Consider the following 15,269-nt stretch of genomic DNA (forward strand, 5'->3'; position numbering starts at 1 on the left):
CCCTGGAGGCCAACCGAATCGGAAAACCCCTGGTGGGCGGCGCGCACCGCAGAGGTGTCGTGTCCTGAAGGGCACCTTTGAGACCTTCAACGTCTCAAAGGTGCCCTTCAGGACAACAGGTTTTGACCAAGCGAGCCTCAGCGGCTCAGATACCCGAGCCACCCGCCGTACCCGGTGATGTCCTCGGCGCCGTCCACCGCCGCCGGCTCGCAAACGAACCCCGACACCTCACTCCCGTCGGCCAGCCGCACCTTCCCGATCGCCAGCGGCGCGGGAACGCCCGCCACGAACTCGCCGAAGCCGCTCAAAGGCAGGTCCCACACCTCGCCCTCGATCGGCTCGCCACCCGAGGCGACCCGGACGAGCCCGGGTTTGGGCGGCACGGTGTCCAGCGCGTAGAGCCGGTACTCGGCCGCGGTCGATCCGGAGAAAACGAACCGCCCGCCACGCGAGGTCAGTTCGTGGTTCAGCGGCTGTCCGCGCAGATGGGCGCCGACGACGGCGATCCGCGTCCGCCGCGGCACCAGCCGGGCGACGTCGGCGAGGATCCGGTCGGCGTACGCGGGGCCGACCAGCATCACCCCGAACGGCAGCCCGCCGACGGTCCCGGCGGGCACGGCGAGCGACGACAGGCCCAGCAGGTTCGTCGAGTTCGTGAACCGGCCCAGCCGGGCGTTCACGCCCAGCGGATCGGCCTCGACCTCGGCGATCGTCGGGTGCCCGGTCGTCGTGGGCAGCAGCAGGCAGTCCACAGTGGACAACACTGCCGACGCTTCACGCGAAAGACCGTCGAGCGCGGCCAAATCGGTGAACAACCGATGCGCCGGGATGTCCTTCGCCGCACCGATGATCTGCCGCACGGCCGGATCGACGGCATCCGGGTGGGCGTCGATGAACTCGCCGACCGCCGAGTACCGCTCGGCCACGAAGGCGCCTTCGTACAGCAGTCGCGCCGCGTCCAGGAACGCCGATATGTCGACAGTGACCAGCTCGGCTCCCGCGTCACGGAACTCGTGAGCCGCCGCGGAGAACGCGTCCGCCCACCCTTCCTGAAGGGGACCGAGAGCGTCCGGCACGCCGATCCGGAAAGGCCGGTGGACCACCGGAAGATCCCGCGGCTCGCTGAGACACGCGAAGGCCGCCGAAGCCTCGTCGACCGACCGCGCGAACACCGTCACGCAGTCGATGCTCGCGCAAGCGGGCACGACACCGGTCGTCGGCAGCAGACCGCGCGTCGGCTTGAGGCCGACGATCCCGTTGAACGCCGCCGGGATCCGTCCGGATCCGGCGGTGTCGGTGCCGAGCGCGAGATCCGCGATGCCGAGCGCCACCGCGACCGCAGACCCCGAACTCGACCCGCCCGAAACGTACGCCGGGTCGATCGCGTTCCGGACCGCGCCGTGCGGACTGCGCGTGCCGACCAGGCCGGTCGCGAACTGGTCCAGATTGGTCGTGCCCAGGATCAGCGCCCCGGCCGCCCGCAGCCGCGCCACCACGGGCGCGTCCTCGGTCGGCTGGTAGGCGTACTCCGGGCACGCCGCTGTCGTCGGCAGCCCGGCGACGTCGATGTTGCCCTTGACCGCGGCCAGTCTTCCGTACAGCGGCAAGGATTCCCCCGCCGCACGCCGGGCTTCCAGCTTCTCCGCGTCGGCGAGCACGTCCGCCTCGGGACGCAGGTCGATCCAGATCTCGGGCCGGTCGACCCGCGCGATCCGGTGGTACGCGGCGCGCACCCGTTCCAGCACGCTCATCCCGCGCTCCTTCCCAGTACCACCAGCGGCGTGCCGGGGGCGACCTGATCGCCGGGGGAGACGAGCACCTCGACGACCTCCCCGGCGGCGGGCGCGGGGATCCGCGCCTCGGTCTTCATCGCTTCGAGGATCACGAGCGTCTCCGCCGGGTCGACCTTCTTACCGGGGTCGACGTCCACTCGCCACACGGTCGCGGCGAACGGTGCTTCGACGACGTGTCCGCCGGGCGGGGCCTCGACCTTCGTGGTCGGGACCTTCGCGCCGACGGGCTCGGGGCGAGGGTCGAATTCGCCCGCCGCCGCCCAGGCCTGCCGCTCCGCCTCGAACGCCGCGCTCTGCTTCGCCCGGAACGACGCGATGTCGGCGGCGTTGTCGGCAAGGAACCGTTCGTGGTCGGCCAGCGCGAACTCGCCGTCGGTGATGTCGAGTTCCAGTTCCCCCGCCGAACTCCGTGCCCGCAGGTCGAGCAGTTCCTCGGCGGTCACCGGGTACCACGAGATCCGGTCGAAGAACCGCAGCAGCCACGGCGAACCCGGTTCGAACGAGCCGCGTTGCCGCCAGCCGCTCCACACCTGCACGGTCCGCCCGACGAACTGGTAGCCGCCGGGGCCTTCCATCCCGTAGATGCACAGGTACGAGCCGCCGATACCGACCGAGTTCTCCGCGGTCCAGGTGCGGGCCGGGTTGTACTTCGTGGTGACCAGCCGGTGCCGCGGATCCAGCGGAGTGGCCACCGGCGCGCCGAGATAGACGTCGCCGAGGCCGAGCACCAGGTATTCCGCGTCGAACACCGTGCGGTAGACGTCGTCCACACTGGACAGACCGTTCACCCGCCGGATGAACTCGATGTTCCACGGGCACCACGGCGCGTCGTCGCGGACGCCCGCCATGTACCGCTCGATCGCCTCGCGCGTCGCAGGGTCGTCCCACGACAACGGCAGCCGCACGGTCCGGCTCGGCACCACGAGATCGGCGGTGCGCGGCAGATCGTGCTCCACCTCCTGCACGAGACCGAGCAGTTTCGGCACCGGCAGCACGTCCGGGTCGACGTGGATCTGCAGCGAGCGGATGCCCGGGGTCAAGTCAATGACACCGCCGCCGCCCTCGAGCCCTTCTCTGGCCAGCCGATCGGCCAGGGCGTGGACCCGCATTCGCAGGGCCAGATCGAGTTTCATCGGCCCGTACTCGATCAGCAGGTTGTCGTCGCCGCTGCGCCGGTAGGTGACCTCGGGGTTCTCGTCCGATGTGGACAGACGGCCGAGGATGCCGCCGTCGTCGATCGGTTTCCGGCTCGCCTTGACCGAGGTGTGGGGCGTGTCCCGCAAGGAAGAGGCGTGCTCGGTGGTGATCGGCACGAACCGTACGGTGTCGCCCGGCCGCAGCTGGCCGAGTTTCCAGCGCTGCCCGGTCACCACGGTCGCCGGGCAGACGAACCCGCCGAGGCTCGGCCCGTCCGGTCCCAGCAGGATCGGCAGGTCGCCGGTGTAGTCGACGGCACCGATCGCGTACGGCGTGTCGTGGATGTTCGACGGGTGCAGGCCCGCCTCCCCGCCGTCTTCCCGTGCCCAGCGTGGCCGGGGCCCGACGAGCCGGACACCGGTCCGCGCGGAGTTGAAGTGGACCTCCCAGTCGGTGGCGTAGAACGTTTCGACGTCGTCCGGGGTGAAGAACTCCGGAGCGGCGTGTGGTCCCTCGGACGCGCCGATCTCCCAGTGCGTCGCGAAGAGCGGCCGTTCGGCTTCGGGAACCGGACCGGTCACGGCCTTCTCCGGTTCCGGACCGGGGGAGAGGACGTCACCGGTCGCCAGCGCCCGCCCGCCGTGCCCGCCGAAGCCGCCCAGGGTGAACGTCGCCGCGCTGCCCAGGAAGTCCGGCGCGTCGATCCCGCCGCGGACGAGCACGTACGCGCGGAGCCCGGCGGTGCCGGTGCCGACGTCGAGCACGCCGCCCGCGGGGACCTCGACCGGAGTCCACTGTGGAACAGGCGAGCCGTCAAGGGCCACCGGCGACGGCGATCCCGTGACGCAAACGATTGCGGCGTCGGTGAACTTCAGCGAGACACCGTCTACAGTGCACTCCAAGCCCGCCGCGCCTTCGGGATTGCCGAGCGCGCGGTTGCCAAGGCGCAGCGACAGATCGTCCATCGGCCCGCTCGGCGGGACACCCACGTGCCAGAACCCCAGCCGTCCCGGCCAGTCCTGGACGGTGGTCATCGTGCCGCCCCGCAGGACCTCGATCCGCGGTTCGGGATCGGTGATCGTGTCGAGCGTCGCGGTGTCGTGCGTGACTTCGTGCAACCGCTGATCGGCGGCGACCGCGCGCAACTGGCCGAGGTTCGTCCGGACGCCGTCCACCCGGCTCTCGCCGAGTGCGACGCTCAGCGCGGCCAGCGCCTCCTCCCGATCCGCGCCGACGGTGATCACCTTGGCGAGCAAGGGGTCGTAATGCGTCGTCACGTTCGCCCCGGCCTCGACCCAGGTGTCGACCCGGACGCCTTCGGGGAAGTCGGCGCGGGTCAGCAGGCCCGCGCTCGGCCGGTGCCCGGCGGCCGGGTCCTCGGCGTAGACCCGCGCTTCGACCGCGTGCCCACGCGGCGCCGGCGTGGTGGCGAACATCCCGGTGTCGCCGTCGGCGAGCCGGAGCATCCACTCGACGAGGTCGATCCCGTACACCGCCTCGGTGACCGGGTGTTCGACCTGAAGCCGCGTGTTCACTTCCAGGAACGCGGCCACTTCCCGCCGCGGGGCGTAGATGAACTCGACCGTCCCGGCCGACCGGTAGCGCACCGAAGCGCACAGGTCGACGGCCGCGGAGACCAGTTTCTCCCGCATCGCTTCGGAAAGCCCTGGCGCGGGGCATTCTTCGAGCACTTTCTGGTTGCGCCGCTGCAGGGTGCAGTCCCGCGTGCCCAGCGCCAGCACCTTGCCCGCGCCGTCGCCGAACACCTGGACCTCGACGTGCCGCGCGTGGGTCACCAGCTGTTCGAGGAACACGCCCGAGGTCGAGAAGCTCTTGGCCGCGATGCTCTGCACCGCTTCCCAGGCGTTCCGCAGTTCGACGGCGGACGCGCAGGCCCGCATGCCGATCCCGCCGCCACCGCCGGTGGCCTTGAGCATCACCGGATAGCCGACCATGGCGGCCGCGGTTTCGGCGTCGGCGAGGGTGTCCAGCAGCCCGGTGCCGGGCAGCATCGGGACACCGGCCTCGACGGCCTTCTCCCGTGCGGTGTGCTTGCTGCCGAAGACTTCTAGATGGTCCGCGGTGGGTCCGGCGAACCGGATCCCGGCCGCTTCCGCCGCCCTGGCGAAAGCGGCGTCTTCGGACAGGAAGCCGTAACCCGGGTGGATCGTGTCCGCCCCGGTCTTCAACGCGGCTTCGATGATGGCGTCGGCGAGGAGGTAACTCTCCCTCGCCGGTGCCGGGCCGAGCCGGACGGCTTCGTCGGCGAGCCGTACGTGCGCGGCCGTACGGTCGGCGTCGGAGTAGACGGCGACCGTCGGAATCCCCATCTCCCTGGCGGTCCGGAGGACACGGACCGCGATTTCCCCCCGGTTGGCGACGAGCAGCTTCACCCGGCACCGCCGGTGACGATCATCCGGACCGGCGTCGGGTCGAAGCCGTTGCACGGATTGTTGATCTGCGGGCAGTTCGACACCAGGACCAGGACGTCGGTTTCGGCGCGCAGCTTGACCTCCATGCCGGGCGCCGAGATGCCGTCGACGATGCCGAGCGTGCCGTCCTGTTCGACCGGCACGTTCATGTACCAGTTGACATTGCTGACCAGATCCCGTTTGCCGAGGCCCCATTTGGCCCCTTCGGTCAGGAAGTTCTCGACGCAGGCGTGCTGGTATCGCGTGTGCTGGCCGTAGCGGAGGCTGTTCGACTCCTTGCTGCAGGCGCCGCCGATCGTGTCGTGCCGCCCGCAGGTGTCCTCGACGACGGTCAGCAGCGGCGCGCCCTCGCCGGTGCGCAGCACGCTGCCGGTGGTGAGGAAGATGTTGCGCTGAGCGGCGATCGTGGCGGCCGCGCTGTATCTCTTCGCCGTGTCGGCGGCGTCGTAGCAGAGGAAGTCGACGGCCTGGTTGCCGCCGAGATCGATGATCGCGAGTGTCTCGCCCTCGCGGAGCACGGTGGAATACGGCGCCCGTGCGGCGACCTCGGTGTCGGAGATGATCGTCATGCGAGGCCCCTTGCGGTGAGGTAGTCGGCGGTGTTCTCGAAGGCGCGCTGCGCCTCGGGCGAGGCAGTCCATTCAGGACTGTCCGGAGTGGACGGCGCGGAGCGCTGGGCGAGGACGCGCAGCGGCGTGACCGTGTGGTCCGGGCGCGGATCGAGCGGGTGCGGCACGTTGGCGATCAGGACGATCACCGGGAGTTCCGTGCGCAGGACCACGGATTTGCCGGGACCGGCCGAACCGGTGAACGTCAGTCCGCCGTCGGCCTCCACGTGGACGCCTTGGAAGAAGGACAGGCTCGGCGGGAGGTCGCGCGGCGTGAGGCCGTGTTTGGCCGCGGCGAGCGTGAACAGTGTTCTGCCGTCCACAGTGGACGTTCCACAGAGGGCATCGTGCTTTCCGCTCTCGTCGGTGACGACGGTCGCGAGCACCCGTGCCTGATCCGAAAGCAGCGCGATCGCCTCGCCGAGATAGGCGTTCCACTGGACCTTCACGGTGTCCGCGACGTTCAGCCGCTCCCAGGGCTGGTCGGCGTTGAACAGCAGCAGATGCGCGCAGGCGTCGCCCTCGACGTCGGTCAGCCGCAGTTCGGTGCCGCGGGCGAGGACCTTGTGGGTGTAGCCGCCGCCGGCGACGGTCTCGGCCCAGACCAGCTTCGCCGGGTCGATTCCGGGCGGCGGGTCCGGCCAGGTGGACGCGGGGATGGCGGGCATCGCTTCGGTCACCGTGCCCGCCTGGGCGCGGGCGTGGTCGCGAGCGCCGTACGTGGTCGATGTCGTGCTCATGGAACCTTCCTTCAGGTCGCGGGGACGGGAACCGTGGTGAGCGCGGAGCGGCGGCGCCAGCAGAGGTAGCCGGTGAGCAGCGCGGCGCCGACGAACTCGATCGGGAACAACAGGACCCAGACGGAACCGGTGCCCGCCAGGTCGTAGATCTCGGCTCGTGGCCAAGCGATGTTGACGATCATCATCGCGCCGTACCCTACTGCCGCGATGTTGACCGGAATAGCCCATCGCCCCAGGGAGAAATGGCCGGGCTCGGGGGTGAAACGGCCTTGACGGCGCCGGAGCAGCAGCGGCCCGGTCACCAGGAGATAGGCGAGGTAGACCACGACCACCGAAGTGCCGGTGATCGTGCTGAAGATGGTCGGGTTCCCCAGATTCAGCAGCAGGAGGCCGATGGCGAGCACCCCGGAAAGCACGGCGGGCGCGATCGGTGTGCCGGTTCGGGCGTTCACCGCGGAAAGCCGCCTGGCGCCGGGGAGTGCGCCGTCGCGGGCCATGGAGTAGATCAGCCGCACGGTGCCGGTCTGGATGGTCAGGGTGCAGACGACGACCGCGATCGCGACGTCGGCGAGGAAGACCCGGCCGAGAGTGTCGCCGAAGACGGCGGTGATCACATACGGCAGGCCCTTCCCGGCCAGTTGCCCGTCGGTCAGGCTCGGCGCCGCCATCAGCGCGGTGAGGACGACGGCGAGCCCGCCTACCCCGGAGATCAAGAGCGCGCGGAGCACGGCGCGCGGGGCGATGCGGCGCGCGTCCTTGGTCTCCTCGGCGACCGAGGCCGCGGTGTCGAAACCGTAGAGAACGTACGCGGCCATCAGCGCCGAAGCGAGAACGCCGCCGGCTCCCGGGCTTTCGCCCGCCGGCTGCGTCACGACCTGCGGGCCACGGACCGCGAACGACGCGAGACCGACGACCAGCACGAGGACGCCGACGAGTTCCGCCGCGACCCCGATGTCGTTGATCCGCGCCATGAGCCGTACGCCGCCCGCGTTGATCGCGGTGGTGATGACGATCAGCAGGGTGCCGAGCAGGACGGCGTTGCTGGCGCCGGTCGGCGAGGTGATCGCCGGATCCCCGCCGACGAGCTGGAAGCCGCTCCAGACCGACGGGAGGACCACCTGCAGCGCGATCGCGGCACCGGCGAGCGCGACGACGCAGCCCACCAGCATCATCCAGCCGGCGAGCCAGCCCCCGAATCCGGGGGAGAGCTGTTTCGCCCACTGGTAAACCGATCCGGCCAGCGGGAATCGGGCGGCGAGTTCGGCGAAGTTGAGCGCGACGAGCAATTGCCCGGCGATGACCAGCGGCCATGTCCAGAAGAAGAGCGTGTCGCCGAAGGAATAGCCGAAGGCGAACAGCTGGAACACCGTGGTCAGGATGGAAACGAAGGAGAAACCGGCGGCGAAGGCGGAGAAACCACCGAGTGTCCGGCGAAGTTCTTGGCGGTACCCGAAGGCGGAAAGGTCTTCGGAAGGCATTTGCGGAGGCTCCTGTCTCAAGGGCCGGATTTCGATCGGCTGACCGAAATTAAGCGCGTGCGGGATCCTTCCGATCTCCGCCGGGTAAGCGCGGTGTTAACAGATACCGGATTGGGTAACCTGGGCCGACCACCGGACGTAACAAAGATCTTCGCGAAGAAATGGCAGGATCGGATAGATGACGAAAACGACCGGGGTGGGAAGGCCGAGAGCCAGCGGCGCCGCGGCGAGCAAGCGGGAAGCGCGGCACGCCGTACTGGACGCGGCGGGGGAGCTGTTCACCGGCGCCGGGTACGCGGCGACGACCACCCGAGCCATCGCCGAACGCGCCGGTCTGCGCCAGGCGTCCCTCTACTACCACTTTCCGTCCAAAGAGGACATTCTCGCGGCGCTGCTGGAGGACACCGTCCGGCCGTCACTGGACGTCGCGGGCGGGCTTTCGGCGCAGCTCGCGCCGGTCGGCGCGCGGCTGTGGGCGCTGGCGTACGCGGACATCCATCTGCTCGGCAGCGCGCGGCACAACCTGGGCGCCCTGTACCTGCTGCCGGAGATCTCGTCGCCGAGGCTGGGGCGATTCCGCGCCGAACGGGCGGAACTCAAACGCGTCTACGGCTCGCTCGTCGCGGCGGCAGGCGTACCCGGTGACCTCGTCGGCATCCGGACCGACCTCGTGTTCGGGCTCGTCGAGAGCATCGCGATCGTCCGGCGTGACCAGCCGGACCTGGACGTCGAAGCGCACGCCGTCGAAGGGGCCGACAGCGTGCTGAGGCTCGCCGGTATCGGGGAACCGGACGCGGGGCTGCGTGCCTCCGCCCGGATGCTGCTGGAGGACTGAAGGGGACTTTCCCCGCATGCGATGAGACGAAAGCGTCCTTCACCGCGTGACATGCGGTGAAGGCGTCCTTCAGCTCCGAGGTCAGGCGGCGGCGGTGGCGTGCAGTGCCTTGCTCAGCGCCGCCACGGTCAGCTCGACCTGCCACGGCCGGGCACCGCCGTCGCGGAGCACCTGGGCGACGGCGTCCTCGCTCAGGTCCGCGGGCGGACGCCAGCAGGTGCGGCGCACCAGTTCCGGCAGCAGCAGGTTCTCCACCGGCAGCCGCCGGTCCTCCGCGATCGCGGCCAGCGCCGCGCGGGCGGCGATGAGCCGGGCGGCAGCGTCGGGATCCTTGTCCGACCACCGGTTCACCGGCGGCGGGCCGTCGGTCTGCTGCGCGGGGGTCGGCAGTTCGTCGGCGGGGAGCGCGCGGGCGGCCTGCAGATGCCGCAGCCAGCTCGCGGTGTACTTGCGCTGGACCCGGCCGCTGAACACCGGCAGCGCCTGCAACTGCTCGACGGTCTTCGGGTCCGCGGTGACGGCGTTGATGATGGCGGTGTCGGGCAGGATCCGGCTCGGCGCGCGGTCGCGTTTGCGGGCGAGTTCGTCCCGCGCCTGCCACAGCTCGCGTACGGCGGCGAGACCGCGGGCGCTCCGGATCTTGTGCACCCCGGAGGTCCGGCGCCACGGCTCGGCCCGAGGGGCGGGCGGCGGCGCGGTGCGGGCGGCCTCGAATTCCTGCTGGGCCCATTCGAGCTTGCCCTGGGCGGCCAGCTCGGCCTCGAGTTTCTCGCGCAGCTCGATGAGCAGCTCGACGTCGAGGGCGGCGTAGTTCAGCCAGTCGACGGGAAGCGGGCGCTTCGACCAGTCGGCGGCGCTGTGGCCCTTCTCCAGCTGGTAGCCGAGAAGGAGTTCGACGAGGGTGCCGAGGGCGACCCGTTCGTACCCGGCGAGCCGTCCGGCGAGTTCGGTGTCGAACAGGCTCTTCGGGTGCAGGTCGAGTTCGGCGAGGCACGGCAGGTCCTGAGAGGCCGCGTGCAGCACCCATTCGGCGTTGTTGAGCACTTCCGCGAGGGGTTCGAGCTGCCCTTCGAGCGGAATGGGGTCGATGAGGAAGGAGCCGGCACCTTCGCGGCGCAGCTGCACGAGATAGGCCTTCGGCCAGTATCGGTAGCCGGACGCGCGTTCGGTGTCCACGGCGATGGCCCCGCTGCCGCCCGCGATCTTCGCGCAGGCTTCGGCGAGGGCTGTCGCGTCGGCGATCACCGGAGGAGTGCCCTCGGCGGGCTCGCGCAGAAGAACCGGTCCACCGGTGTCATCGGTGCCGTTCTTCGGGTCCGTCTGCGGTTCTCCGGGTCGGTCGCCTTCCATAGGTGAAGACCCTACGGGACGAGCGGACCGCGCCTGGTCCGCCCGCCCCGCAGGGCTGTTCGCCTTTGTCAGCGGATCACGCCGGCACGCATGGCCAGCGCCACCATCTGAGCCCGGTCACCCGTGCCGAGCTTGCGCCCGATGCGGGAGAGGTGGGACTTCACGGTGAGAGCGGAGAGGCTGAGTTCCTCGCCGATCTCCTTGTTGCTCTGGCCGTCGGCCACGAGCTGCAGCACCTCGACCTCGCGCGCCGAAAGCTCGCGCGGGGTGTTGTCGGTGCCGGCGACTCGGGTGCCGGTGGCCAGGACCGGTGCGACGCTCGGGTCCGCGTAGACGCCGCCCTCGAGCACCCTGCGGACGCCGTCGGTCACTACGACCGGCGATGCCGACTTGAGCAGGTATGCCTGGGCGCCGGCCTGGAACGCCGACCTGACCGCGTACGGGTCGTCTGATGAAGCGAGCACCACTACTCGAGGCCAGCCGTTGCTACGGAGTTCCGTAACCAGCTCGATGCCGCTGCCATCCGGCAGTCCGAGATCGAGGATCGCCAGATCACAAGGCCCTGTGGCCTGTGCTCGCGCCCTCGCCTCGGCCACCGTGGCGGCCTCGTGGACGGTGCCCGCACCCATCTGTGCGAGTCTTGCTGAGATTGCCTCCCTCAACAATGGGTGGTCATCGACCACCAACACGGAAAAAAGCTCTTCCCGCGGGTGCGGAACCATGCTCGCCGGCAATGAACCGGCTGGCGTGGATCGGACGGCCTGAGAAATGCCGACGGTAGCCACGTCACTACCTCCCTGGAGTCGGTCGTGCCCCCCGACCGGCACCGGGACTTTCGGCCGTTTAGCCGCGCCAGCTTTAGACCGAAAGTGGTGTCGTCGATGGCACTGTAGCCGCCCTGAGGCCTTCACGGGGGGATCGAATGGGTATCTATCTCAAACCAGTGGTCACTCAGGGAGTTCGTAGTAACACGATCGGGCTAGTACACAGCCGGTGGCTAACACATCGCCGAACGAACACGATGCACTGGGGATACCGGGGCCCAACCGACTGTGCAGATGAGCCGTGCACCTGCCGGTGCCTCTGCCCGGGACGCTCGGAGAGCAGTGTGCCGGGACCCGGAAAGCGCCCCCGGCATGGGGCTTGATCAACTTCGCGGAGAGTCATGATCGCTTCGCTCCGTAACTTTGGCGGTAACGCTCCGGAAGGGTCTCGGGGTGTTCGCGGGGCCGTTTCGGGCTCACTTGATCTTGTTGCGCACGGTGACAGCGGGGTTAGCACGAACGGGGTGGTTCAGACCTCTGTTCGACCGGCTCCGCGCTGGTCGGGGCCGGTCTAGTCCAGATGGCCGCTTGGGGTCTCGACGGCGTACGGACGCTCTCAGGGGCTCGCGGATGGAGTAGGCGAAGACGCCTTCGGCCGCTTCGCAGGTCTTCGCAAGTACATGAAGGACCCCTTCATTGCGCTAGGCGCAATGAAGGGGTCCTTCATGTACTCGGGGCGCCGATCCGCCGGCGATAGCAAGGGACCCTTAGTATCGCTAGCTTTCCTAGCGGCGCTAGCTGGCCGGAACTCGCAAAATAACCCAAATGCTATGTCTCGATTGCCGGGATTCGGCGTGTCGGGCCGGGTGTCGAGGGCTTCACAGACCTTGTGGCGGCCTTCGGGAGCTCTTGGCCCTCACCTGCCCGACGTTGATCAACGGAGGATCGGGGACACTCAACGTCCCAAATCCTCCGTTGATCAAGGTCCGAGATCTGCTCGAAGCGGGCCGCCCGTCAGGAGGACTGGCGCTGCTCGAAGAGGGTCACGCCCACCGGCGGCAGCCCGACGACGCTCGCCATCACCTGGCAGAAGGCCTGCCCGTGCGGCCGCAGCGCCGCGTCCGTCGGCGTCCAGGACGCCCGGAGTTCCAGATCGTCGGTGCGCGAGGGCCCGGAGATATCGCCGAAGCGTGCCGAGGAAGTCTCGGTGACCGTGCCGCCCAGCGCCGTCCAGTCCGCGCCGGAGCTTTCCAGCGCGTCGGTCAGCCATGACCAGCCCACGGCCGGCAGGAAAGGATCGGTCGCCAGTTCGCGGTCGAGTTCCGCGCGGACGTACATGACCAGCCGCAGGACCCCGTCCCAGCCCTCCTGACCGTCCGGGTCGTGCAGCAGTACCAGCCGTCCCGACGCCAGCACGTCCGCCGGTCCTTCGACCTCGCAGCTCACCGCGTAGGACCACGGCGCCAGCCGCTGCGGCGGGCGCATCGTCTCCAGCTGCACTTCGGGGCGGGGCCGGACCGATTGCAACGCCGCGACGGCTTCACGGAAGAGATCGGGTACTGATGTCATCGCGGTCACCAACCGACTGTAGGACGGGATAGTCCGGTTCGGGGCGCAGGCGCGCCGAGAGTAAGGCCCTTGAGCGCCCATGGCACCATGAACCGTGATGTCACCTTCAGCTGCTTCTCCCGCGCAGACCGTTCCCGCGGCCCGTCGCGCCCTGCCCGGTGCGCCGTTCCTGGCCGCCGCGCGCGGCGAACGCCCGGCCCACACCCCCGTGTGGTTCATGCGCCAGGCGGGCCGGTCGCTGCCCGAGTACCGGGCGCTGCGCGAGGGCACCTCGATGTTCGAAGCCTGCTTCGACCCCGAGATGCTCGCCGAGATCACGCTCCAGCCGATCCGCCGTCACGGCGTCGACGCGGCCATCCTCTTCAGTGACATCGTCGTCCCGCTCAAGGCGGCGGGCCTCGACATCGACATCGTCGCGGGCACCGGGCCGGTGGTCGCCGAGCCGATCCGCGACGCCGCGGGCGTGCGGGCGCTGCCGGTGCTGGACCCCGAGCAGGTGGAGCGGGTCGCCGAGGGGGTCCGGCTGCTGGTCGGGTCGCTGGGCGAGACGCCGCTGATCGGCTTCGCGGGCGCGCCGTTCACCCTGGCGTCGTACCTCATCGAGGGCGGCCCGAGCCGTAACCACGAGCACACCAAGGCGCTCATGCACTCCGAGCCGGAGCTGTGGCACGAGCTGGCCGGTCGTCTCGCGGACATGGCGATCACCTTCCTCTCCGCGCAGCTGGACGCCGGGGCCGACGCGATCCAGCTGTTCGACTCGTGGGCGGGCGCGCTGTCGGAGCGGGACTATCGCGAGTTCGTCCTGCCGCATTCGGCGAAGGTGCTGTCCGCGGTCGCGGGCTACGGCGTGCCCCGGATCCACTTCGGCGTCGGCACCGGTGAGCTGCTGGTGGCCATGCGCGACGCGGGCGCCGACGTGGTCGGCGTCGACTGGCGCATCCCGCTCGACGAAGCGGTCCGGCGGCTCGGCGGCGGTGTCGTCCAGGGCAACCTCGACCCGGCGCTGCTGCACGCGTCCTGGCCGGTGCTCGAAGCCGAGGTCCGGCGCATCCACGCCGAGGGCCGCGCGGCCGACGGCCATGTCTTCAACCTCGGCCACGGAGTACTGCCCGGCGTCGACCCGGACGTTCTGACGCGCGTGGTCGGCCTGGTGCACGAACTTCAATGAGGACCATCGCCGTCATCGGTGGCGGTATCTCGGGACTGACCGCGGCGTACCGGCTGCGGACGCTGCTCGGTGAAGACGCCAGGATCGTCGTTTTCGAAGCGACAGAGTCCCTCGGCGGAAAGCTCCGCACGGTCGAACTCGCCGGTGAACGTTACGACGTCGGCGCGGAGGCCTTCCTCGCCCGCCGTCCCGAGGCGCTCGCCCTGGTCCGCGAGGTCGGGCTGGGCGAAAGCCTCGTCCACCCCACCAAGGCCCGCGCCAAGATCCACGCCGGCGGCTCCGTGCTCGGCCTGCCGCCGGGCACGGTCATGGGCGTGCCGGCCTCGGCCGACGCGGTCGCGGGGGTGCTGTCGGAGAAGGGCCGCGCGCTGGTCGAGGCCGAGGCGTCGCTGCCTCCGCTGAAACTGCCCGCGGAGGACGTGCCGCTCGGCGAGCTGCTGCGTGAGCGGTTCGGCGACGAACTCGTGGACCGGCTCGTCGATCCGCTGCTCGGCGGGGTCTACGCCGGGGGAGCGGACGGCCTCGGGCTGCGCGCGACCATGCCCGGCCTCGCGTCCGCGATCGATCGCGGCGCGCGCTCGCTCACCGAAGGCGCCGCCTCGCTCATGCCCGCTTCTCCGAGTACCGCGCCGGTTTTCGGCACCCTGCTGGGCGGCCTCGGAACACTGATCGTCCGGCTCGCGGAGCTGTCCCGCGCCGAGATCCGGACCGGGACCACCGTGACCGCGCTCGAGCGCACCGCCGGCGGCTGGAAGGTCGAGGACCTCGACGCCGACTCCGTTCTTCTCGCCGTCCCGGCTCCTTCGGCCCGGCGGCTGCTCGACGGTGTCGCAGGAGTGGCCTCGACGGTGTTCGCGAAGGTCGAACTCGCGTCGATGGCGGTGGTCGCGCTCGCGCTCCCGCCGGGGACCGCGTTGCCGGAGTCGTCCGGGGTGCTGATCGGCGCCGGGGAGCGGGACGCTGCCGGGAAGCCGTTCGCCGCCAAGGCGTTCACCTTCTCCTCCCGCAAGTGGGCGCAGTACGGCGAAGGCCCGGTGCTGGTGCGTGGCTCGGTCGGCCGCTTCGGCGAGCCGGGGGCGCTGCACGCCGACGACGACGAACTCGTGCGCGTGGTCCGCGACGACCTGGCCCGGCTGACCGGGGTCACCGCCGAGCCGATCGACACCCTCGTGACCCGATGGGGTGGCGGGCTCCCGCAGTACGGCACCGGGCACCTCATCCGCGTCGAGCGGATCGAACGCGCCGTCGCGGCCGTGCCGGGGCTCGCCGTGGCGGGCGCGACGCTGCACGGCGTCGGGCTCCCGGCGTGCATCGCCACCGCCGACGCCGCCGCCCGCCGCATCGCCGGGATCACACCGACCCACGAGGGCTCCTGAGCACCGGCAGTGCCAAGAT

Annotated in this window: 11 protein-coding genes; 3 read left to right on the top strand and 8 right to left on the bottom strand. The window is 70.2% G+C overall.

Annotation, left to right across the window (positions count from 1 at the left end; all coding sequences use genetic code 11):
• Positions 1-137: 137 nt before the first annotated feature.
• The 5 genes from atzF to ACLJO0_RS14025 are packed head-to-tail and all read right to left on the bottom strand — an operon-like array spanning position 138 to position 8,188.
• Entirely contained in the window at positions 138-1,751 is a 1,614-nt protein-coding gene (gene atzF / locus ACLJO0_RS14005; RefSeq protein ID WP_410578970.1) for an allophanate hydrolase, read from the bottom strand.
• On the bottom strand, positions 1,748-5,323 hold the full coding sequence (gene uca / locus ACLJO0_RS14010; RefSeq protein WP_410578972.1) for an urea carboxylase: 3,576 nt from the start codon (positions 5,321-5,323) through the stop codon (positions 1,748-1,750). The genes atzF and uca overlap by 4 nt, the downstream gene beginning before the upstream one ends.
• Positions 5,320-5,931, bottom strand: a complete 612-nt coding sequence (locus tag ACLJO0_RS14015) for an urea amidolyase associated protein UAAP2 (RefSeq protein ID WP_396557519.1) — start codon at positions 5,929-5,931, stop codon at positions 5,320-5,322. Before ACLJO0_RS14015 ends, uca begins: the two co-directional genes overlap by 4 nt.
• Positions 5,928-6,710, bottom strand: coding sequence for a DUF1989 domain-containing protein (locus tag ACLJO0_RS14020; protein WP_410578975.1), 783 nt, complete (start codon positions 6,708-6,710; stop codon positions 5,928-5,930). The genes ACLJO0_RS14015 and ACLJO0_RS14020 overlap by 4 nt, the downstream gene beginning before the upstream one ends.
• Positions 6,711-6,721: 11 nt before the next feature.
• Positions 6,722-8,188: an amino acid permease gene (locus ACLJO0_RS14025; RefSeq protein WP_410578977.1), complete on the bottom strand. Its 1,467-nt coding sequence runs from the start codon at positions 8,186-8,188 to the stop codon at positions 6,722-6,724.
• 178 nt (positions 8,189-8,366) lie between these two features.
• Here ACLJO0_RS14025 and ACLJO0_RS14030 point away from each other — a divergent pair, with 178 nt between their 5' ends.
• The gene (locus ACLJO0_RS14030) at positions 8,367-9,023 is read left to right on the top strand and encodes a TetR/AcrR family transcriptional regulator (protein ID WP_125793680.1); all 657 of its coding nucleotides are present in this window, start codon (positions 8,367-8,369) and stop codon (positions 9,021-9,023) included.
• An 81-nt stretch (positions 9,024-9,104) separates the two neighbouring features.
• Here ACLJO0_RS14030 and ACLJO0_RS14035 read toward each other — a convergent pair whose 3' ends face one another.
• The 3 genes from ACLJO0_RS14035 to ACLJO0_RS14045 form a co-directional block, all read right to left on the bottom strand.
• Positions 9,105-10,373 (bottom strand): HRDC domain-containing protein, encoded by a 1,269-nt coding sequence (locus ACLJO0_RS14035; RefSeq protein WP_410578979.1) that lies wholly within the window; start codon positions 10,371-10,373, stop codon positions 9,105-9,107.
• A 68-nt stretch (positions 10,374-10,441) separates the two neighbouring features.
• The gene (locus tag ACLJO0_RS14040) at positions 10,442-11,158 is read right to left on the bottom strand and encodes a response regulator (protein WP_125793682.1); all 717 of its coding nucleotides are present in this window, start codon (positions 11,156-11,158) and stop codon (positions 10,442-10,444) included.
• 993 nt (positions 11,159-12,151) lie between these two features.
• Positions 12,152-12,715, bottom strand: coding sequence for a DUF3000 domain-containing protein (locus ACLJO0_RS14045; RefSeq protein ID WP_199746301.1), 564 nt, complete (start codon positions 12,713-12,715; stop codon positions 12,152-12,154).
• Between the two features lie 88 nt (positions 12,716-12,803).
• On the opposite strand from ACLJO0_RS14045, the gene hemE reads away from it, so the two are divergent.
• Complete coding sequence (gene hemE / locus ACLJO0_RS14050) at positions 12,804-13,874, top strand: uroporphyrinogen decarboxylase (protein ID WP_410578982.1); 1,071 nt, start codon at positions 12,804-12,806, stop codon at positions 13,872-13,874.
• Positions 13,871-15,250: a protoporphyrinogen oxidase gene (gene hemG / locus ACLJO0_RS14055; RefSeq protein WP_410578984.1), complete on the top strand. Its 1,380-nt coding sequence runs from the start codon at positions 13,871-13,873 to the stop codon at positions 15,248-15,250. Before hemE ends, hemG begins: the two co-directional genes overlap by 4 nt.
• The last annotated feature ends 19 nt before the right edge of the window (positions 15,251-15,269 follow it).

The sequence above is a fragment of the Amycolatopsis sp. lyj-108 genome (genome assembly GCF_046549005.1).
In the GTDB taxonomy this organism is placed as follows: Bacteria; Actinomycetota; Actinomycetes; order Mycobacteriales; family Pseudonocardiaceae; genus Amycolatopsis.